Source organism: Marivita geojedonensis (assembly GCF_002115805.1).
GTDB classification, from domain to species: Bacteria; Pseudomonadota; Alphaproteobacteria; order Rhodobacterales; family Rhodobacteraceae; genus Marivita; species Marivita geojedonensis.
Window position 1 is genome coordinate 82,635 of the sequence record NZ_JFKC01000010.1, and the last position, 18,362, is coordinate 100,996.

17 protein-coding genes are annotated in these 18,362 nt (G+C 62.1%); 8 read left to right on the top strand and 9 right to left on the bottom strand.

Annotation, left to right across the window (positions count from 1 at the left end; genetic code table 11):
- Positions 1–4: 4 nt before the first annotated feature.
- From MGEO_RS11885 to MGEO_RS11910, 6 genes are read right to left on the bottom strand one after another with little or no spacing between them, the layout of a single operon-like run.
- Complete coding sequence (locus tag MGEO_RS11885) at positions 5–1,312, bottom strand: TRAP transporter large permease (RefSeq protein WP_085637725.1); 1,308 nt, start codon at positions 1,310–1,312, stop codon at positions 5–7.
- Positions 1,312–1,818 carry a TRAP transporter small permease gene (locus MGEO_RS11890; protein WP_085637728.1) on the bottom strand — a complete coding sequence of 169 codons (507 nt, stop codon included), beginning with the start codon at positions 1,816–1,818 and terminating at the stop codon, positions 1,312–1,314. Before MGEO_RS11890 ends, MGEO_RS11885 begins: the two co-directional genes overlap by 1 nt.
- A 54-nt stretch (positions 1,819–1,872) precedes the next feature.
- Complete coding sequence (gene dctP, locus MGEO_RS11895) at positions 1,873–2,886, bottom strand: TRAP transporter substrate-binding protein DctP (RefSeq protein WP_085637731.1); 1,014 nt, start codon at positions 2,884–2,886, stop codon at positions 1,873–1,875.
- Positions 2,887–2,926: 40 nt separating this feature from the next.
- On the bottom strand, positions 2,927–3,574 hold the full coding sequence (leuD, locus tag MGEO_RS11900; protein WP_085637734.1) for a 3-isopropylmalate dehydratase small subunit: 648 nt from the start codon (positions 3,572–3,574) through the stop codon (positions 2,927–2,929).
- The gene (gene leuC / locus MGEO_RS11905) at positions 3,571–4,971 is read right to left on the bottom strand and encodes a 3-isopropylmalate dehydratase large subunit (RefSeq protein ID WP_085637737.1); all 1,401 of its coding nucleotides are present in this window, start codon (positions 4,969–4,971) and stop codon (positions 3,571–3,573) included. The genes leuD and leuC overlap by 4 nt, the downstream gene beginning before the upstream one ends.
- Positions 4,968–5,762 carry a GntR family transcriptional regulator gene (locus tag MGEO_RS11910; RefSeq protein ID WP_085637740.1) on the bottom strand — a complete coding sequence of 265 codons (795 nt, stop codon included), beginning with the start codon at positions 5,760–5,762 and terminating at the stop codon, positions 4,968–4,970. The genes leuC and MGEO_RS11910 overlap by 4 nt, the downstream gene beginning before the upstream one ends.
- A 130-nt stretch (positions 5,763–5,892) precedes the next feature.
- Between MGEO_RS11910 and MGEO_RS11915 the strand changes: the two genes are divergently transcribed.
- The 8 genes from MGEO_RS11915 to MGEO_RS11950 are packed head-to-tail and all read left to right on the top strand — an operon-like array spanning position 5,893 to position 15,429.
- Positions 5,893–6,453: a nuclear transport factor 2 family protein gene (locus tag MGEO_RS11915; protein ID WP_085637827.1), complete on the top strand. Its 561-nt coding sequence runs from the start codon at positions 5,893–5,895 to the stop codon at positions 6,451–6,453.
- Positions 6,450–8,144, top strand: a complete 1,695-nt coding sequence (locus tag MGEO_RS11920) for a hydantoinase B/oxoprolinase family protein (RefSeq protein WP_085637743.1) — start codon at positions 6,450–6,452, stop codon at positions 8,142–8,144. Before MGEO_RS11915 ends, MGEO_RS11920 begins: the two co-directional genes overlap by 4 nt.
- Positions 8,141–10,198, top strand: a complete 2,058-nt coding sequence (locus MGEO_RS11925; RefSeq protein WP_085637745.1) for a hydantoinase/oxoprolinase family protein — start codon at positions 8,141–8,143, stop codon at positions 10,196–10,198. The genes MGEO_RS11920 and MGEO_RS11925 overlap by 4 nt, the downstream gene beginning before the upstream one ends.
- A 3-nt stretch (positions 10,199–10,201) precedes the next feature.
- Positions 10,202–10,807 carry a cysteine hydrolase family protein gene (locus MGEO_RS11930; protein WP_198948105.1) on the top strand — a complete coding sequence of 202 codons (606 nt, stop codon included), beginning with the start codon at positions 10,202–10,204 and terminating at the stop codon, positions 10,805–10,807.
- Positions 10,804–11,673 carry an isocitrate lyase/PEP mutase family protein gene (locus tag MGEO_RS11935; protein ID WP_085637748.1) on the top strand — a complete coding sequence of 290 codons (870 nt, stop codon included), beginning with the start codon at positions 10,804–10,806 and terminating at the stop codon, positions 11,671–11,673. The genes MGEO_RS11930 and MGEO_RS11935 overlap by 4 nt, the downstream gene beginning before the upstream one ends.
- A gap of 3 nt (positions 11,674–11,676) precedes the next feature.
- Positions 11,677–13,068, top strand: a complete 1,392-nt coding sequence (locus MGEO_RS11940; RefSeq protein ID WP_085637751.1) for an FAD-dependent oxidoreductase — start codon at positions 11,677–11,679, stop codon at positions 13,066–13,068.
- Positions 13,061–14,275 (top strand): acyl-CoA dehydrogenase, encoded by a 1,215-nt coding sequence (locus tag MGEO_RS11945; protein WP_085637831.1) that lies wholly within the window; start codon positions 13,061–13,063, stop codon positions 14,273–14,275. The genes MGEO_RS11940 and MGEO_RS11945 overlap by 8 nt, the downstream gene beginning before the upstream one ends.
- Complete coding sequence (locus MGEO_RS11950) at positions 14,275–15,429, top strand: CaiB/BaiF CoA transferase family protein (protein ID WP_085637754.1); 1,155 nt, start codon at positions 14,275–14,277, stop codon at positions 15,427–15,429. Before MGEO_RS11945 ends, MGEO_RS11950 begins: the two co-directional genes overlap by 1 nt.
- A gap of 14 nt (positions 15,430–15,443) precedes the next feature.
- Here MGEO_RS11950 and MGEO_RS11955 read toward each other — a convergent pair whose 3' ends face one another.
- The 3 genes from MGEO_RS11955 to MGEO_RS11965 are packed head-to-tail and all read right to left on the bottom strand — an operon-like array spanning position 15,444 to position 18,304.
- Entirely contained in the window at positions 15,444–16,541 is a 1,098-nt protein-coding gene (locus MGEO_RS11955; protein ID WP_085637757.1) for an ABC transporter ATP-binding protein, read from the bottom strand.
- 4 nt (positions 16,542–16,545) lie between these two features.
- A complete protein-coding gene (locus tag MGEO_RS11960; RefSeq protein ID WP_085637760.1) occupies positions 16,546–17,439 on the bottom strand; it encodes a carbohydrate ABC transporter permease in 894 nt (297 codons plus the stop codon).
- Entirely contained in the window at positions 17,432–18,304 is an 873-nt protein-coding gene (locus MGEO_RS11965; protein WP_085637763.1) for a carbohydrate ABC transporter permease, read from the bottom strand. Before MGEO_RS11965 ends, MGEO_RS11960 begins: the two co-directional genes overlap by 8 nt.
- Positions 18,305–18,362: the final 58 nt, after the last annotated feature.

Here is an 18,362-nt window from a genome sequence, read left to right on the forward strand (position 1 = left end):
TGGGTCAGAGGCTGGGGAGCCAGGTTGCGATGAACGGGAACAGTATCAGCAGCGCCACCACGAGAAGTGAGCACAGAATAAAGGGCAAAGCAGCGCGGTAGATTTCCCGCATCGTGGTCTCTGGCGGCGCCACACCCTTCATCACGAATAAGAGCAGCCCGAAGGGCGGTGTCGTAAAGCTGATCTCCAGCGACAGCAGCATGATGAGACCGAACCAGATCGGATCGAACCCCAGCGTCTGCGCAAGCGGGAAGAAGATCGGCACGGTCAGCAGCATGATCGAGATCTGCTCCATGAACATGCCGAGAAGCAGCAGGACCCCGAACATCACCAAGAGCATCAGCGTCGGGTCCAGATCGAACCCCGTTGCCCAGTTGATCAGTCCGCGCGACGCACCGGAAAACGCGAGAAGCTGGCTGAACGTGGCCGAGCCGAACACGATCAGATACGCCATCAGAGTCACCCGCAGCGCACCTCGCACGGAGTTGCGGATCGCTTCCCATGTCAGGCAACGATACAGCGCGGCGAGGATCAAAACCCCCAACGCCCCGAAAGCCGCTGCCTCGGATGGCGTCACGATGCCGTTGATCATCATGATGACGATGGCCACCATCAGCCCGATCATCGGCACGACGTCGCGCGTCAGGATACCGAGCTTTTCACCGAAGGTCATTTCTTCAACGTCGTAGGCAGGCGCTGCGTCCGGATCCATCCGCGTCTGGATGTAGATCGTGGCGACGTAAAATCCCGCGAGGATCAGACCGGGGATCACCCCGGCGATCAGCAGCGCGCCCACATCGATCTTGGCCAGCGTCGCCAGCAGCACAGCGAGGGCCGATGGCGGAATGATGATCGCCAATCCCCCGGTGCCAAGGATCGGACCGATGGACATGTGGCTCTTGTAGCCGCGGCGTTTCATTTCGGGCACCATCAGCGAACCGAGCAGCGCCGTCGATCCCATCGACGACCCGGAAAGCGTGGAAAAGCCGGTTCCGCCCAGAACGGTGACATAGCTCAGCCGCCCGGGCAATCGGCCCAGCAACTTGTCAATGGCCGAGAACATTCGGCTTCCAAGGCCGGTCTGGAAAAAGATCTCGCCCATCAGGAGAAACAGCGGGATCGGAACAAGCGCAAAGATGGTCAGAGAACCCCAGCCGTTGTTCAGCAGTGCTCCGATGCCGCGCTCTCCGCCCATGAACACCCAGGCGCCAAGGATATTCGCCGCGAGAAACGCCAGAGCCACAGGCATACCCAGCGCCATGAGAAACATGATGCTGCCGACCAGCAAACCAAGGGCTTCGTACCATTCCATTATTCGTGAATCCCCGCTTCGCCGGAGTGCATCAGTTCAGGTCCGAATACGAACCGGGCGAATTCGATTGCCATGACCGAAAAGGCAATGGGAAAGGTGATCGTCAGCAGCCAGCGCGGGTAATAGTAAGCCCGTACGTCAAAATCGTTGCGCTCGATATTGGTAAGAAACAGCTCAAGCCCGTACCAGGCAAGGATCAGTGACACCAGCACGCAGGCCAGCGCAACCAGTCGACTGACGAACCGGCGCAGTGGTCCCGGCAGGGCGGCGGTAACCAGCTCGATATGAACATGTCCCTTCTCGCGCACGAGCCAAGGCGCACCGAGCATGGTCATGTAAAGGATGCCGTATTCGGCAGAGGTGAACAGCCAGGCAAAGGGCTGAAGCCCCAGATTTCGCATCAGAACGGACACCACCACCGACACCATCAGCCAGACAAGAGTCACCGCTGCGATGAAAGCCATCGTGTAGAGAAGGGCGTCATAGACGCGGATCACGGCGCGCATTTGGTCATCCGTCTGAGAGAGGCGGGCCGGGACATGTGCCCCGGCCCAGTGGTCTTATTTGTCTGCGGCCGGGTCGTAGAACTTGGCGATCAGGTCGTCATAGCTCGCAACCGACTGCGGCTCTGCTTCCATCAGCTCTTTCATCCGGGCCCAGGTGGTTTCGCGTGCAGCAGCGAGGTAGTTGGCTTTCGCCTCGCCTTCGAGTTCGACAACCTTCATGCCTGCGGCGTCCAGCGCTGCAAAATCCTCGTCGCGCTTGCCACGCAGGGCGTTCACGCTGTCGATCTCGTGCTGGATCGCGGCATCCTGAAGGATCTGCTTTGCGTCGTCGCTCAGACCGTTCCACGTGTCGAGGTTCACGATCACGCCAAGGTCGGTCGAGAAGAAGCAGGGCTCGATCCGGTAGTTCAGAAACTCATTCCACTTGAGGTCGATGAGACCGATCTGGGTCCAGCCGGTCGCATCCACAACGCCGTTCTGAAGCGCGGAATACACTTCGCCGGTCGGCAGGTCGATCACCTGTGCTTCGAGATAGTTGGTGAAGAAAGCGTTGTAGACCGCGTTGCCGCGCAGGCGCAGGCCGTCCACCTCGAGGTTGCCGTCGGCATCAAAGGACGGCTCGTTGCGGGTCCAAAGGTTGTAGCACACACCGCTGTCGAACCAGCCGAGATACTTGAGCCCCATGCGCTCCTGGTGGATCTGGTCGATCAGCTCGATCCCGCCGTTTTCACGGGTCTCGATGGCGGTCAGGTTCGATGCCACCAGCGCGTCTTTCTCGGGCAGCGCACCGCCATAGAACGATCCGGGCGTGTAGACCATGTCCACGATCCCGTCGCGCACCGCGTCGGGCTGCTGGAACATGCCGATGGCTTCGGGGCCACCGCGGACTTCGATCTGAATCACGCCGGCGCCGGCTTCGTTCACCTTATCCACGAAGGACAGGAAGCTCTGCGTGTAGATCAGCGTTTCGGGAAACGCGTGCACCGCCGTGATGGTTTCTTCCGCATGGGCCACGGACCCGAGCAGCACGCCACCGGCGATACAGCCTTTGAGCAAGTTCATAGTCATGGATAGTTCCTCCTACACCCTTTGGCCGTCATGGCCTGTGTTACTGCGAAACGGTGTCCCGCCCCGCGCTCCTGAAGTTGGTCTGTTGGACTGGGATGGCCCACGGCATCCGCTGCACATGCTGCGCCCGGAATGCCGCGATGGCCTGTTTATGGTTCTGGGTCAGGTCGATATCGTCCCACCCGTTGATGAGTTTCTGCTGCCAGACATCGTCCAGCGTGAACTCGAGCGTGGTGTTGCCAAACCGGATTGTCCTGTCGGTCAGGTCAACCGTCACCTCTTTTGCGCCGTCCGCCAAGGCTGCGATGGCCGCATCGACCTCTGCCTCTGACACGCGCGCCGGCAGAAGGCCGTTGTTTACCGAGTTGCTGGCGAAGATGTCGCCAAAGCTGGGGGCAATCACGACGCGGATGCCGAAATCCACCAGAGCATAGACCGCCGCCTCGCGCGAAGACCCGCTGCCGAAATTGCGGCGTGATATCAGGATTCTGGCATTGGGCACGGCATTCAGCGGGAAATCCGCGATGGGCGTGCCATCGGTGTCGGTCCGCAAATCATAGAGCAGGAATTCGCCATAGCCTGCAGACCGGGGCGTCGACATGAACCGCGCCGGGATCAACTGGTCGGTGTCCACGTTCTCGCGGTCCAGGGCCACGGCAAGGCCGGAATGCGTGCGCCACCCGCTCATGCGACCTCCCGCTCTTTCATCAGTTCGCGCACATCCGTGAGATGCCCGGTCACCGCCGCCGCCGCCACCATTGCGGGCGACATGAGATGCGTGCGCGCGTCGCGGCCCTGACGGCCCCGGAAGTTTCGGTTGGTGGTCGAGGCACAGCGCTTGCCCGGCTCCACACGATCGCCGTTCATCGCCACACACATCGAACAGCCGGATCCAACCCAGTCGAGGCCTGCATCGATGAAGATGCGGTCCAGCCCCTCTGCCTCGGCCTGCGCTTTGACCTGTTGCGAACCGGGGGACACAATCCCCGGCACCTTGGCCCGTCGCCCGGCCAGAACCGCCGCCGCCGCGCGCAGGTCTTCGATGCGCGAATTGGTGCAGGACCCGATGAACACCTGATCGACTGCAATATCGGTCAGCTTTTGCCCCGGCGTTAACCCCATGTAGTCCAGCGCATTGCGTGCGCGCTCTGCGGCGCTGCCTTGCATGCGCGCGGGGTCGGGAATTGTTGACGTCACCGGCAAGGCGTCTTCCGGCGTTGTGCCCCATGTCACGATGGGCGCGATCTCGGACGCGTCCATCGTCACTTCGGTGTCGAACGCCGCATCCGCGTCGGACGGCAGTTCGGACCACAGTTCCAGTGCGCGGTCCCAATCATATCCGCTCGGCGCGAAGGGACGGCCTTTGACGTAGGCAAACGTGGTTTCATCCGGCGCTATCATGCCGAAGCGGGCGCCGCCTTCGATGGAGAGGTTGCAGAGCGTCATCCGCCCTTCCATCGTCAGGGCCCGCACGGCAGGCCCTGTATATTCGATAGCATGTCCCCGGGCACCATCCGCGCCCAGTTTGGCGATCCACGCCAGCGCCAGGTCCTTGGCGCCGACCCCCGGCCCAAGCCGTCCGGTCACGTCGATCCGCATCGCCTTGGGCCTTTTCTGCCAGACCGTCTGGGTGGCCAGGACATGCGACACTTCGGTTGCACCGATGCCAAAGGCCAAGGCCCCGAAGGCTCCGTGAGTGGACGTATGACTGTCGCCGCAATTGATCAGCAGCCCCGGCAGGGTCAGCCCCTGTTCCGGCCCGATCACATGCACGATGCCCTGACGGGGATCGTCGAGGCCGAAACAGGTGATCCCATGCTTCGCGGTGTTCGCCGCCAAGGTCGCGATCATCCGCGCAATCGCATCACTTGCAGGCGCACCGCGCGTCGGCGCATAGTGATCGGCCACCCCGAAGGTCAGGCCCGGCTCGGCCACCGGCACGCCCCGCTCTGCGATCTTTGCGAAAGCGTGGTGCGATCCTTCGTGAACCAGATGGCGATCCACCCAAAGCAGGCTTGTCCCGTCTTCGCGGCGCAGGATTTCGTGGCTCTCCCAAAGCTTGTCGAGAAGACGGCGACCGGTCATCGGGAGCCTCCTCCGATCACCGGCTCCCAATGCCGCGCTTCGCCTGCGCCGACCCGCGCAAGGCTCATTTCAAGCCGGAACAGATCGGGACGGTAGAGCGCGGACAGATGTTCGACCCCCTGCCCGTTTGCATCCCGCACGATCCTCTGGACAAAGAGCAATGGCGACCCGACCGACACCTCCAGCGCCTCGGCCACATCGGGCGTGGCAAGTGCTGCGGTCACGGTCTGATGCGCGCTGGCAACGCTCACGCCGCTGCGTTCAAGCAGACGGAACAGCGGCTGCGTGGCAAGATCGGCCTCGTCATAGCTGACGGCAATCTCTTTCGGCACGTAGGTGGTAAGGTGCGAAAACGGCTGACCACCCGAGGATCGCACACGCACCGCCTTTTGCACATCCGCCCCTTCGGCGATGCCCAGCGCCTCGGCCACCGCCGCAGGCGCGCTGTCATAGGAAAAGGACAACAGCCGCGCGGTTGTCTTGCGGTCCATCTCGACCAGATGCGGGATCAGCGTCGCGAAATCGGCAGACAGACGTTGGCCCGCCTGCTCTTGCGCACGCACGACCGACCCGGCTCCTGTCTTTTTCTCAATCCATCCATCTGCGGCCAACGCTTCAAGCGCGCGGCGGATGGTGATGCGGGACACGTCGAACTGCTCGGCCAGCTTGTGCTCACCCGGGAGCCGCGCCCCCTCTTTGAAGACACCGTTTGAAATTTCGTCGCGCAGCAACAGGTAAACCCTGCGGGCCTTACCGCCTTCTGGAAGTCCGGAATGCGCGTTCAATGTCACGACAGCGCGGCCCCTGTTGGTTGGCGATCCTCGCGGCCAGTTGGATGATCCGGCGAAGATTCTTCCTTTGTTGGTCTTTCAATATACCAAAACCTGTTATATGAAAAGTGCAGATTTTGGGGAGGGTCATATGCCAATCGTGGAAGCGCACATCCTTCAAGGATACAGCCCCACAGAGAAATCCCGCCTCTCCTCGGCCCTCACAGACGCGATTCGATTTGTCGTTCCGGCTCCCGATGAGGCAATCACCGTGATGCTGCACGAATACCCGTCCGAAGCATACGCGCGTGGCGGTCAGCACCGCCAACCTGCTCCGGCCCTGCCCGATCCAGCACAGATCGTGCGCGATTACCTCGCCGCGATGGAAGCCCGCGATCTGGACACCGCTCAGGGGATGCTGGGCGACGGTTTCCAGATGGTATTTCCCGCGACCCAACCGATGACGGACCTTTCGGAACTGATCGCATGGTCCAAGGGGCGCTATCGCTTCGTAAAGAAAACCTATGACGGGTTTGATGCCATGCACAGCGGCGGCGTCGCCGTCGTTTACGCGCGCGGCACGCTTTACGGTGAATGGATGGACGGCACGCCGTTCGAGGGCATCCGTTTTATCGACCGTTTCGAAATTTCCGGAGGCAAGATCGTGCGTCAGGACGTCTGGAACGACATGGCAGAGGTGCGCGCGAAATGAGTGCCGCCATCGACCCGATCACCCTGGCCGTTCTTGCTGGTCGCATGGAACAGATCGCCGACGAGATGGACGCGACCCTGTTCCGCGCCGCGTTCAACCCGATCATCGCCGAAGCGCATGATGCCTCGCACGGGTTTTACCACGCGGCCACAGGCGACACGCTGGTGCAGGGCAAGTCCGGCCTGCCGATCTTTGTCGGGGTCATGGCCTTTGCCGTGAAGGCGGTGATCGACAAGGCCGCCGAGGCGGGTGATCTGGCGGATGGCGATATCTACATCTTCAACGACGCGCATCTGGGCGGCACGCACCTGTCCGATATGCGGCTGGTGCGCCCCTATTTCCGCGATGGCAAGCTGTTTTGCTACCTCGCCAGCGTCGGCCACTGGCACGATGTCGGCGGCGCGGTGCCGGGCAACTACAATCCGTCGGCCACCGAAGCCTTTCAGGAGGCGTTTGTCCTGCCGCCGGTCAAGCTGGCCCGGTGCGGGGTGATCCAGCAGGACATCATCGACATCCTTCTGCGCAACACCCGCCTGCCGCAATCGGCGATGGGCGACCTGAACGGCCAGTTGGGTGCGCTGGACCTTGGGGTCAAGCGGCTGGATGAATTGCTTGATGAATACGGGGCCGAGACCGTGTCGGCTGCGCTCGACGCCCTGGGCGACCGCGCCGAAACGCTGATGCGGTCGGAACTGTCGGGTCTGCCGGACGGTCGCTGGGAGGCGGTGGATTACCTCGACAATGACGGGATCACCGACAAGGCCCTGCCGATCAAGGTCGCGCTCGAGATCACAGGCGACCGGATGGTGCTTGATTTCGAAGGCACCGCGCCAGTGACGGCTGGCCCGGTCAACATCGCCTACCCGACCGCCGTGGCGACCGCCTATGTCGCGATCAAACACATCTTCCCCGACCTTCCCGCCAATGCTGGTGTCATGCGGCCGATTGATGTGCGCGTGCCGGACGGCTCGCTTCTGTCAGCAGAATTCCCCGCACCGGTCGGCGGCTATACCGAAACCATCCTGCGCATGATCGACGTGATCTTCAGCGCCGCATCGCAGGCCGCACCCGACCGCGTCGTCGCCAATGCCTATGGCACGATCAATGCGCTGTCGATTGCGGGCAAGCGGGCGAATGGCCAGCGCTGGGTGATGTTCAGCTTCTATGGCGGCGGGCATGGCGGCAGCAGTGAATCGGACGGCCTCAACCATGGCAACGCACCGATCTCGACCGCGACGATCCCGCCGATGGAGATCCTGGAGGCCGCGTATCCGGTGATGTTCCGCCAATGGGCGCTCCGTCCCGACAGTGCGGGCGCGGGTGCGCATCGCGGCGGTCTGGGTGCGACCTACGAGATCGAAGTGCTGGAGGAAAACGCCGAGGCGTTCCTCTTTGGCGAACGCGGCCGGTTCGCACCCCAAGGTGTTCAAGGCGGCGGCACGGGGGCGATGAACGTGTTTCACTACGAACAGGCGGATGGGTGGAAAACCCCGCCGCTGGCGTCAAAAATGCTCGGGATCAAACTGACCAAGGGACAGGCTGTGCGGCTCTACACCCCCGGTGGGGGCGGCTACGGCGCAGCGTCGGACCGCGATGCAAGCGCAGTCGCCCGCGACGTGGCGCTGGGATACCTGACACCGGACAAAGCGACCGAACTTTACGGCCCCGCATGGAAAGAGGTCGTGGCATGAGCAAGATGATCGGCGTTGATGTTGGCGGCACGTTTACCGACGTGTTCGTGCTCGACGAGGCCACCGGCACGGCCGAGGTCGCCAAGGTACCCACAACCCGGCCCGACCAGTCGGGCGGCTTTCTTGACGGGATCGGCCAGCAGGTCGACGACCTGTCCACCGTCGCGGTGGTTGTGCATGGCACCACCGCCGGAACCAATGCTCTGCTCGAGCGCAAAGGCGCAAAGATCGGCGTGATCACCACTCACGGACTCCGCGACGTTCTTGAAATGCGCCGCCGCGACAGGCCCCGCACCTGGGGCCTGCGCGGCGATTTCGAGCCTGTTGTGCCGCGCAATCTGCGCCTTGAAGTGCCGGAACGGACTCTGGCTGATGGCACGATCCGCACGCCCGTCGATCTGGACGCGGTCAGGGCGGCGGCAAAGCAGTTGATCGACGAAGCCTGTCTTGCCGTCGCGATCCTTTTCGCCAACGCCTATGCCAATGCCGAGAACGAGGCCAAGGCTGTTGAGGCGGTCCGCGCCATGTGGCCGAACGACCATGTGAGCTGTTCGTCGGAAATCCTGCCGGAAATCCGGGAATTCGAACGCTTCTCGACCACCGCGCTGAACGCCTATCTGCAACCCGAAGTGTCGGGCTATATCAACCGCTTGGACCAAGCGCTGACCAAAGGTGGGTTCGGCGGCGAGTTCATGATCGTGCAGTCCAACGGCGGCGTCATGGGCACCGACACCGCCTGCCGCCTGCCCATCCGCACCGCCCTGTCCGGCCCAGCCGCCGGCGTAATCGCTGCCGGGCATATCGCGACGACGGCGGGTTTCGAGAACGTCATCACCGGCGACATGGGCGGCACCAGTTTCGACGTGGCGCTGATTGCCAAGGGGCAATCCATGCTGTCGCCGCAGACCTCCATCGATTTCGGCATGGTGGTGCGCAACCCGATGATCGAGATCACGACGATCGGTGCAGGTGGCGGCTCCATCGCGTGGGTCGACAAGGGTGGCCTCCTGAACATCGGCCCGGAAAGCGCCGGATCGACACCCGGCCCGGTGGCCTATGGTCAGGGCAATGACCGGCCGACCGTCACCGATGCGAATGTCGTGCTGGGTCGCATCGACCCGGACAACCCCATTGGCGGCAAGCTGGATCGGCTGGATGTGGATGCGGCGGCCAAGGCCATCGACGTTCACGTCGGATCGAAACTGGGACTGACGACCATCGAGGCCGCCGAAGCCATCCTGCGCGTCGCCAATTCGCGCATGGCGGGCGCAATCCGTCTGGTCAGCATCGAACGCGGCTTCGACCCCAAGCGGTTCGCCTTCATGCCCTTTGGTGGCGGTGGCGCCCTGCACACCGGCGCGATCCTGAAAGAGGTCGGGATCGGGAGCGCGATTGTCCCGCGCTATCCCGGTGTGACCAGCGCGATGGGCTGCGTGATTGCCGACATGCGGCAGGACTTCGTGCAGACGATCAACTCGCTGACCGCGACGCTTGACACCGATGCGCTGCGCGAGGTGATGCAGAAACATATCGACGACGGCATGACCCTGCTGGACGCGGCGCAATCCCGGTTCGAGGCGCGCGATATCGTGGTCGAGCTGGACATGGCCTATGTCGGGCAGACCCATACGGTCGCCGTTCCCCTGCCGATCACGGTCGCGGGGAACACTGTCGCAGCGCCGACCGTCGCCGAGGTGGAAGCCGCCTTCGATACCGCCTACCAGGCCACCTATGGGCGCCTGCTCAAGAACGGCACACGCCGGGTGATGAACCTGCGCACAGCCGTGATCGGGCGGCGGCCCAAGTTCGACCTGACCACTCTGGCCCCCAAGGGCGGGTCGGTCGAAGAAGCGCATACAGGCAGTCGAAAGGTGCATTTCGGCGATGCGTGGTTCGACACCGCGATCTACAACCGTCTTTCCCTGCCCGTCGGAGCGGAGATCAAAGGCCCCGCGATCCTTGTACAGCCGGACACGACCGTTCTGGTCGATCCCGGCCTGACCGCAAAGGTCGACACCTGCGGCAACACCATCATCACACGGGACGAGGACTGAGACATGGCGCACAGCATCGATCCAAAGCGCACGGCCCTTCTGACCATCGATCTGCAGAACGACTTTCTGCACCCCGAAGGTGCCTATGGTCGCGCAGGTCAGACAGCCGAGGCAATCACCGCCCTCCCCGCCCGGATCAAACCCGTTGTGGATGCGCTCCGCGCCAAGGGCGGCACCTATATCAGCGCGCAGTTCACGCTGGTGCCGGGGTCGAATGATGAACCGCTGATTGCTCCGCACCTGAAAGAGCTGCGCCCCTTCCTGGGCAAAGGCGATTTCGCCCCCGGCAAGTTTGGCCACAGCCTGGTCGATACGCTGGCTCCGGCGGATTATACGGTCGAAAAGGTCGCCTATTCCGCGCTCTACCAGACGCGGCTCGAATACATCCTGCGGGCGCTCGACATCGACACGCTGATCATCGGCGGGATCGTGACCAACGGAGGGGTCGCCAGCACGGTGCGCGACGCGCATCTGCGGAACCTGCACACGATCCTGCTGTCCGATGGATGCGCCGCTTTCAAACAAGAGGTGCACGACGCCACGCTGGTTTCGCTCGGGTCGATCTGCCCGAACGTGACCTGCGCCGAGATGCTGGAAACCCTGACATGAGCCTGAAAACCCGCCTTGCCTCTGACGAGATCCTTGTCGCTCCGGGCGTGTTCGACGCCCTGACGGCGGCGCTTGCGGCGCAAGCCGGGTTTGAAGCGTTGTACCTCAGCGGTGCGGCGGTGGCCTATACGCGGCTGGGTCGCCCGGACATTGGCCTGACCTCGGTCAGCGAAATGACGGACACGATGGCCCTGATCCGCGACCGCGTGGACATCCCGGTGATCATCGACGCCGACACTGGGTTCGGAAACGCGCTGAACGCACAGCGGACCATGCGGCTTTACGAACGCGCGGGGGCCAACGCGTTGCAGGTCGAGGATCAGACCTATCCGAAGCGCTGCGGGCATCTGGCCGAGAAGTCCATCATTCCCACGCGAGAAATGGTCGGCAAGATCGCCGCGATGGCGGATGCACGGGCCAGCGATGAGACATTGATCATCGCCCGTACCGATGCTGTCGCCGTCGAAGGCTTTGACGCCGCCATCGACCGGGCAGAGGCTTATGTCGAGGCAGGTGCAGACGCGCTGTTCATCGAGGCGCTGCGATCCGTGGACGAAATGAAGACGGTGACAGAGCGGTTCAAGGATCGCGTGCCATTGCTGGTCAACATGGTCGAAGGTGGCGCAACGCCGATCCAGAACGCATCTTTCCTGAACGATCTGGGCTTCTCCATCGTGATCTTCCCCGGCGGCATCGTCCGCGCCTTGGCGCATACGGCGGAAAGCTATTACCAAAGCCTGATGGCCACCGGCAGCAACCGCGCTTTTGCGGATCGCATGTTCGATTTCGGCGGGCTGAACGACCGCCTTGGCACAGACGAGATGCTGGCCCTCGGCAAACGCTACGAGTCAGGCAGGCGCGACTGAGCCATGTCGATCCTGCCGCCCCCCGATACCGGCTTCGATCTGGAGGTGCCGATCCTGATCGTCGGCGCGGGTGCCTGTGGGCTGGTTGCGGCCCTGACCGCCCATGATGTCGGGGCCGAGGTTCTGGTGGTCGAGGCGGATTCAGCGCCGTCGGGGTCCACCGCCTTGTCTGCGGGGCTGATCCCGGCAGCGGGTACGCGGTTTCAACGGGATGCGGGGATCGAGGACTCCGCCGACCTCTTTGCGCAGGATATCCAGAAGAAAGCCAAGGGCGAGAACCCGCAGGAGCTTGTCGATCTGCTGGCGGGCCACTCAGGCAAAGTGATCGAATGGCTGGCGGACAAGTTCGACCTGCCCTTCTCGGTCGTGACCGATTTCGATTATCCCGGCCATTCGCGCCGCCGGATGCACGGTCTGCCGACGCGCGCAGGGCGGGAATTGATCGACCGGCTGCGCACCGCCTGCGAGGCGCAGGGGATCGACATCATCTGCAACCGCCGCGCGACGTCGCTCTTCGTGGACGGCGACATCGTCAAAGGCGTCCGGCTGGAGGGGCCGAACGGTACGGAAGACGTCGGCTGCAATGCGTTGATCCTTGCCTGCAACGGCTATGGCGGCAATCGCGCCATGGTGCGCCAGTTCATGCCCGAAATCGAAAACGCCGTCTGGTTCGGGCATGACTACAATCAGGGCGATGCAGTTACATGGGGCGAGGCGCTAGGGGCGGAAACGCTGCATCTCGGTGCCTACCAGGGCCACGGCAATGTCGCGCATCCGCAGGGCATCCTGATCACTTGGGCTGTGATCACCCAAGGCGGGGTGCAGGTAAACCTGAACGGAGACCGCTTCTGGGACGAAAGCCAGGGCTATTCCGAAGCCGCCCGCGCCGTTCTGGCCCAGCCCGAGGGCATGGCCTGGACGATCTTCGACAGCCGCATCGCCGCCATCGCCCGCCAGTTTCAGGACTTCAAGAATGCCGAAGCCATCGGCGCGATCAGAACAGCAGACACTTTGGCCGAACTGGCCGAAGTTACTGGCCTGCCCGAAGCCAACCTGACGACCACGCTGTCCGAAATCCCGACCCATGGGACTGACGCCTTTGGACGCAGCTTCCTTGGCGAGTCGTTGAAACCACCTTACTGTGCGGTGAAGGTGACCGGAGCCTTGTTCCACACGCAGGGTGGCTTGAGGGTGAATCAAGACGCCCGTGTCTGCCGATCCACCGGGGGTGTGTTTCCCAATCTTTTTGCGGCGGGCGGTGCTGCGGTGGGTGTTTCGGGTTCTGGTGATAGCGGTTATCTATCCGGCAATGGGCTGCTGGCAGCGACGGTTCTTGGGCATATCGCCGGATCGGCTGCGGCGAATGACATGAAAGAGGAGCATGGACATGCTTGATGCGTCACACGCGGGTCACGGACCCTCACTCGCCAAATTCGACTGGCAAGATCCCCTTGGCCTGAATGCGGCTCTGTCCGAGGAAGAGCGTATGATTGCGGACAGCGCTGCGGCCTACGCCAAAGACAAACTGCTGCCGCGCGTGTCGGACATGTATCTGAACGAGGGTGTCGCACCGGAGATTTTCGCCGAGATGGGCGAGATGGGTCTTTTGGGCGTGACCATTCCCGAAGAGTTCGGCGGTCTGGGCGCGGGTTACGTGAGCTATGGCCTCGTCGCGCGTGAAGTGGAGCGTGTGGACAGCGGGTATCGGTCGATGATGAGCGTGCAAAGCTCGTTGGTGATGTATCCGATCCACGCCTATGGCAGCGATGAGCAGCGCAGGAAATACCTGCCGGGTCTGGCTGCAGGGACGCTGATCGGCTGCTTTGGCCTGACCGAACCCGATGCCGGGTCCGACCCTGCGGGGATGAAGACCGTCGCCAGGAAAACCGATGGCGGCTATGTGCTCAACGGGGCCAAGATGTGGATCTCGAACAGCCCGATTGCGGATGTTTTTGTGGTCTGGGCCAAGTCCGAAGCGCATGGCGGCAAGATACGGGGCTTTGTTCTTGAAAAAGGCATGAAAGGCCTCAGCGCGCCCAAGATCAACGGCAAGCTGTCGCTGCGCGCGTCGATCACCGGCGAGATCGTCATGGAGGACGTTGAGGTCGGCGAAGACGCGTTGCTGCCGGGCGTCGAGGGCCTGAAAGGGCCTTTCGGCTGTCTGAACCGCGCGCGCTATGGCATCGCATGGGGTGTGATGGGGGCCGCAGAGGACAGCTGGCACCGCGCACGTCAGTACGGTCTGGACCGCACGCAATTCGGTCGTCCGCTGGCGCAGACGCAGCTCTTCCAGAAGAAACTCGCCGACATGCAGACAGAAATCACTCTGGGCCTGCACGCGGCCTTGCAGGTGGGCCGGATGCTGGACGCTGGAACCGCCGCGCCCGAAGCGATCAGCCTGATCAAACGCAACAACTGCGGCAAAGCTTTGGACATCGCGCGCAATGCCCGTGACATGCATGGTGGCAACGGGATCATGGCGGAATATCACGTCATGCGTCACGCGCAGAACCTTGAAACGGTCAACACCTACGAGGGCACGCACGACGTCCACGCCCTCATCCTTGGCCGGGCACAGACAGGGTTGCAGGCGTTCTTCTGATGTCAGCACCGCTGGAAGGTTTGAAAGTTCTTGAATTGGCCCGGGTTCTCGCCGGGCCAATTGTCGGTCAGACGCTGGCCGACCTCGGCGCAACGGTCATCAAGGTGGAAAGCCCCAAGGGCGACGACACCCGGACATGGGGCCCACCCTTCATCGAGCGCGAAGGCGAGGACACACCGTCAGCCGCCTATTTCTACAGTTGCAACCGCGGCAAATACTCGGTCACGGCAGACCTCACGACCGAGGAAGGTCGCGCTTTTGTACAAGAGCTTGCCCGCGAGGCGGATGTGCTGATCGAGAATTTCAAGGTCGGCGGGCTTGCGAAATACGGGCTGGACTACGCCAGCCTGTCTGCGGTCAATCCGGGTCTAGTCTACTGCTCGATCACCGGATTCGGGCAGACCGGCCCCTATGCCGAACGCGCGGGCTATGACTATCTTGTGCAAGGCTTGTCTGGGCTGATGTCGATCACGGGGGATCCCGCAGGTGAGCCGCAGAAAGTTGGCGTCGCCGTTACCGATATTTACACCGGTCTTTATGCCGTGATCGGCATTCAGGCCGCTCTGCGTGAACGCGACACAAGCGGTAAAGGACAGCATATCGACATGAGCCTGCTGGATGCGGGCACAGGGTGTCTTGTCAATCAGGCGATGAACTTCCTCGTGACGGGGGAATCCCCCAATCGCATGGGCAACCAGCATCCCAATATCGTGCCTTACGAGGTGTTCCCGGCGTCCGATGGCGACATCATCATCGCGTCAGGCAATGACAGACAGTTTCAGGGGTTATGCGAGATCGTGAACCGGCCCGACATTGCCGGGAACCCGGACTACAAGACCAATGCCGGGCGGGTGAAGCACCGCGACGAATTGATCGCCATGCTCAAGGCGGAAACGGCGAAGATGACCAAGGCGGATTTGCTTGAGGCGTTAAAGGCCAAACAGGTCGCGTCATCCCCGATCAACACGGTTGGCGAAGTGTTCGACGATCCGCAGATCATCCACCGTGGGATGAAGATCATGCCCGAAGGTGTGCCGGGTGTTCGTACGCCGATCACCTTCAGCACATCGACCCTTGCACTGGACCAAACCGCGCCCACGTTGGGGGCACATACCGATCAGGTGCGGACATCCGGGTGGTCGTTCAAGGACTGACCACCCGGTCTTTTTCAGTTCAACCGCAGACCGGTTTCCGGCGCAAAGTACGACACCTTGCCCAGATCGAAGGACAGCCGCTTAGGCTGACCCGGCTTTGCCGTCGTTTCCGCGTGCAGGCGCGCGGTGACGTGCTTGCCACCGAGTTGCATCACCGCAAACGTATCGGCGCCGGCCGGTTCGACCATGTCGATCAGGCACTCCGCCGCCTGAGCAGCCTCTGCACCGCGCAGATCAGGATCTGCGATGTCTTCCGGCCGCACGCCAAGGATCACGTCTTCGGGAAGATCGCGGTTCTTGGTGTCCGTCAGGACAATCGGCTCACCCGATTTGCGGGTGATCTCGATCCGCGTGCCCTCGTCCGCACGATGCGCCTTGGCGGGGATCAGGTTCATCGCCGGACTGCCCATGAAGTCAGCCACGAAGAGGTTCGCCGGGCGGTTGTAGATTTCCGCCGGTGATCCGATCTGTTGGATCACGCCCCCCTTCATCACCACGATCTTGGTCGCCAGCGTCATGGCCTCAATCTGGTCATGAGTCACATAGACCATCGAGGCACCAAGGTTGTGATGCAGCGATTTGATCTCGGTCCGCATCTCGACACGCAGTTTTGCATCAAGGTTGGACAGCGGTTCGTCGAAGAGGAACAGCTTGGGATCGCGCACCAGCGCCCGGCCCATTGCCACACGCTGACGCTGACCACCTGAGAGCTGACCGGGACGGCGGTTCAGCAGTGGCTCGATCTGAAGCTGCTGCGCCACCTGTGCCAGCTTACGGTCCTGCGTGGCCTGATCGACGCCGCGCACCTTCATGCCGAAGGTGATGTTCTTGGCGACGGTCATCGTCGGGTAGAGCGCGTAGGACTGGAACACCATCGCGATGTCGCGGTCCTTGGGGCTGACATGGGTCATGTCCTTGCCACCGATGTTGATGGAGCCACCGGTTATTGGCTCAAGACCCGCGATGCAGTTCAGCAGCGTGGACTTGCCGCAGCCCGATGGGCCGACGAGGACGAGGAAATCGCCCGGTTCGATTGACACGTTGATGTCCTTGAGGATCTCCGTCGTGCCGTAGCTTTTATAGAGGTTCTTGATGTCAAGGATCGGAGACATGGGTTTATCCTTTCACGGAACCGGCGGTCAGACCCCGGATGAAATACTTGCCAGCGACGACGTAGACGAACAGCGTCGGCAGCGCGGCAATGATCGCGGCGGCCATGTCGACGTTGTATTCCTTCACGCCTGTGGTCGAGTTGACGATGTTGTTGAGAGCCACGGTCACGGGCTGCGTTCCGGCCTGACTGAAGGACACGCCGAACAGGAAGTCGTTCCAGATCTGCGTGAACTGCCAGATGACGGTCACGACGATGATCGGCAGCGACAGCGGCAGGAAGATCGACCAGAAGATGCGGAAGAACCCTGCCCCATCCACCTTGGCCGCTTTCGTCAATTCAGCCGGGATCGTGACATAGTAGTTGCGGAAGAACAGCGTGGTGAAGCCAAGCCCGTAGATCACGTGGACAAAGATCAGACCCGGAATGGTGCCCGCAATGCCCATGATCCCCAGTGTCCGTGCCATCGGCAGCAGCACCACCTGGAACGGGATGAAGCAGCCGAACAGCATCAGTGAGAAGATGATGTTCGCCCCCCGGAACCGCCACTGGGCCACGACGTATCCATTCATCGCCCCCAGCAGGGTCGAGATGGCCACCGCCGGGATGGCGATCAGGATCGAGTTCCAGAAATACGGGCGGACGCCTTCGCACTGGATGCCGGTACATGCGCCGGACCATGCGGTGCGCCACGCATCGAACGTGACTTCCCGTGGCAGGGCGATCAGGTCGCCCGTGCGGATTTCGTCGAGGCTTTTCAGCGATGTGGTGATCATCACGAAAAGCGGCATCAGGTAGAACAGGGCAAAGAGGCCCAGCGCGATATAGAGCAGCCACCGCAGGACGATCTTGCCCGTCTGGCTTTGGCTTTGCGCGGATGTCATTGAAATATCAGTCATCTTTGGACCTCAATTCCGAATAGAGGTACGGCACCACAATCGCAAAGACGACCATCATCATGATCATGGCAGAGCTTGCCGCCTGACCGATGTCGCCACGCGAAAAGGCCATCGCGTACATGTAGGTTGCCGGAAGGTCGGTCGCGTAGCCGGGGCCACCACCCGTGAGCGCGATGACAAGGTCAAAGCTCTTGATGGCGAGGTGCGACAGCACGATGAAGGCCGACAGAAAGATCGGGGCCATCGACGGGATGATGATGGCTGTGTAGATGCGCCAGGTCGGGATTCCGTCGACCTGCGCCGCCTTGATGATCTCGCCATCCACCGACCGCAGACCGGCCAGGAACAACGCCATCACGAAGCCCGAGCTTTGCCAGATCGCAGCGATCACCACGGTGTAGATCGCCATATCCGGGTTCACCAGCCAGTCGAAGGTGAAGCTTTCAAAGCCCCAGCCGCGGACCATCGCTTCGACCCCGAGACCCGGGTTCAGAATCCACTTCCAGGCAGTACCGGTGACGATCATGGAAAGCGCCATCGGGTAGAGGTAGATCGTGCGGATCGCGCCTTCGGTGCGGATGTTCTGATCGAGCAGGATCGCAAGGATCAATCCAAGCACCATGGCGATCAGGATAAACAGGATGCCGAACACAAACAGGTTGTTCAGCGCGGTGTCCCAGCGCGGAGACGCAAACAAGCGCTCGTACTGGATAAGCCCTTCGATATCATATCTTGGAAGCAGGCGCGATCGCGTGAACGAGACCCAGGCGGTCCAGGCAATGAAGCCGTAGACGAAGATCAGAACTGCGATGAACGAGGGCGCCAGTACCAATTTGGGCGTGTTTTCTTCAAGCCACTTGGTCATTGGATCTGTCCCTGAAAGTCCCGCCCCAAGCGGGTGCTTTGGGGCGGGATATGTAGGT

Coding starts and splice junctions, on each gene's coding strand:
- MGEO_RS11925 (WP_085637745.1), top strand. CDS start 8,141: ATGAGCAAGATGATCGGCGTTGATGTTGGCGGCACGTTTACCGACGTG.
- MGEO_RS11890 (WP_085637728.1), bottom strand. CDS start 1,818: ATGCGCGCCGTGATCCGCGTCTATGACGCCCTTCTCTACACGATGGCT.
- MGEO_RS11920 (WP_085637743.1), top strand. CDS start 6,450: ATGAGTGCCGCCATCGACCCGATCACCCTGGCCGTTCTTGCTGGTCGC.
- MGEO_RS11945 (WP_085637831.1), top strand. CDS start 13,061: ATGCTTGATGCGTCACACGCGGGTCACGGACCCTCACTCGCCAAATTC.
- MGEO_RS11885 (WP_085637725.1), bottom strand. CDS start 1,312: ATGGAATGGTACGAAGCCCTTGGTTTGCTGGTCGGCAGCATCATGTTT.
- MGEO_RS11940 (WP_085637751.1), top strand. CDS start 11,677: ATGTCGATCCTGCCGCCCCCCGATACCGGCTTCGATCTGGAGGTGCCG.
- MGEO_RS11950 (WP_085637754.1), top strand. CDS start 14,275: ATGTCAGCACCGCTGGAAGGTTTGAAAGTTCTTGAATTGGCCCGGGTT.
- MGEO_RS11965 (WP_085637763.1), bottom strand. CDS start 18,304: ATGACCAAGTGGCTTGAAGAAAACACGCCCAAATTGGTACTGGCGCCC.
- MGEO_RS11915 (WP_085637827.1), top strand. CDS start 5,893: ATGCCAATCGTGGAAGCGCACATCCTTCAAGGATACAGCCCCACAGAG.
- MGEO_RS11955 (WP_085637757.1), bottom strand. CDS start 16,541: ATGTCTCCGATCCTTGACATCAAGAACCTCTATAAAAGCTACGGCACG.
- leuC (WP_085637737.1), bottom strand. CDS start 4,971: ATGACCGGTCGCCGTCTTCTCGACAAGCTTTGGGAGAGCCACGAAATC.
- dctP (WP_085637731.1), bottom strand. CDS start 2,886: ATGACTATGAACTTGCTCAAAGGCTGTATCGCCGGTGGCGTGCTGCTC.
- MGEO_RS11960 (WP_085637760.1), bottom strand. CDS start 17,439: ATGACTGATATTTCAATGACATCCGCGCAAAGCCAAAGCCAGACGGGC.
- MGEO_RS11935 (WP_085637748.1), top strand. CDS start 10,804: ATGAGCCTGAAAACCCGCCTTGCCTCTGACGAGATCCTTGTCGCTCCG.
- leuD (WP_085637734.1), bottom strand. CDS start 3,574: ATGAGCGGGTGGCGCACGCATTCCGGCCTTGCCGTGGCCCTGGACCGC.
- MGEO_RS11930 (WP_198948105.1), top strand. CDS start 10,202: ATGGCGCACAGCATCGATCCAAAGCGCACGGCCCTTCTGACCATCGAT.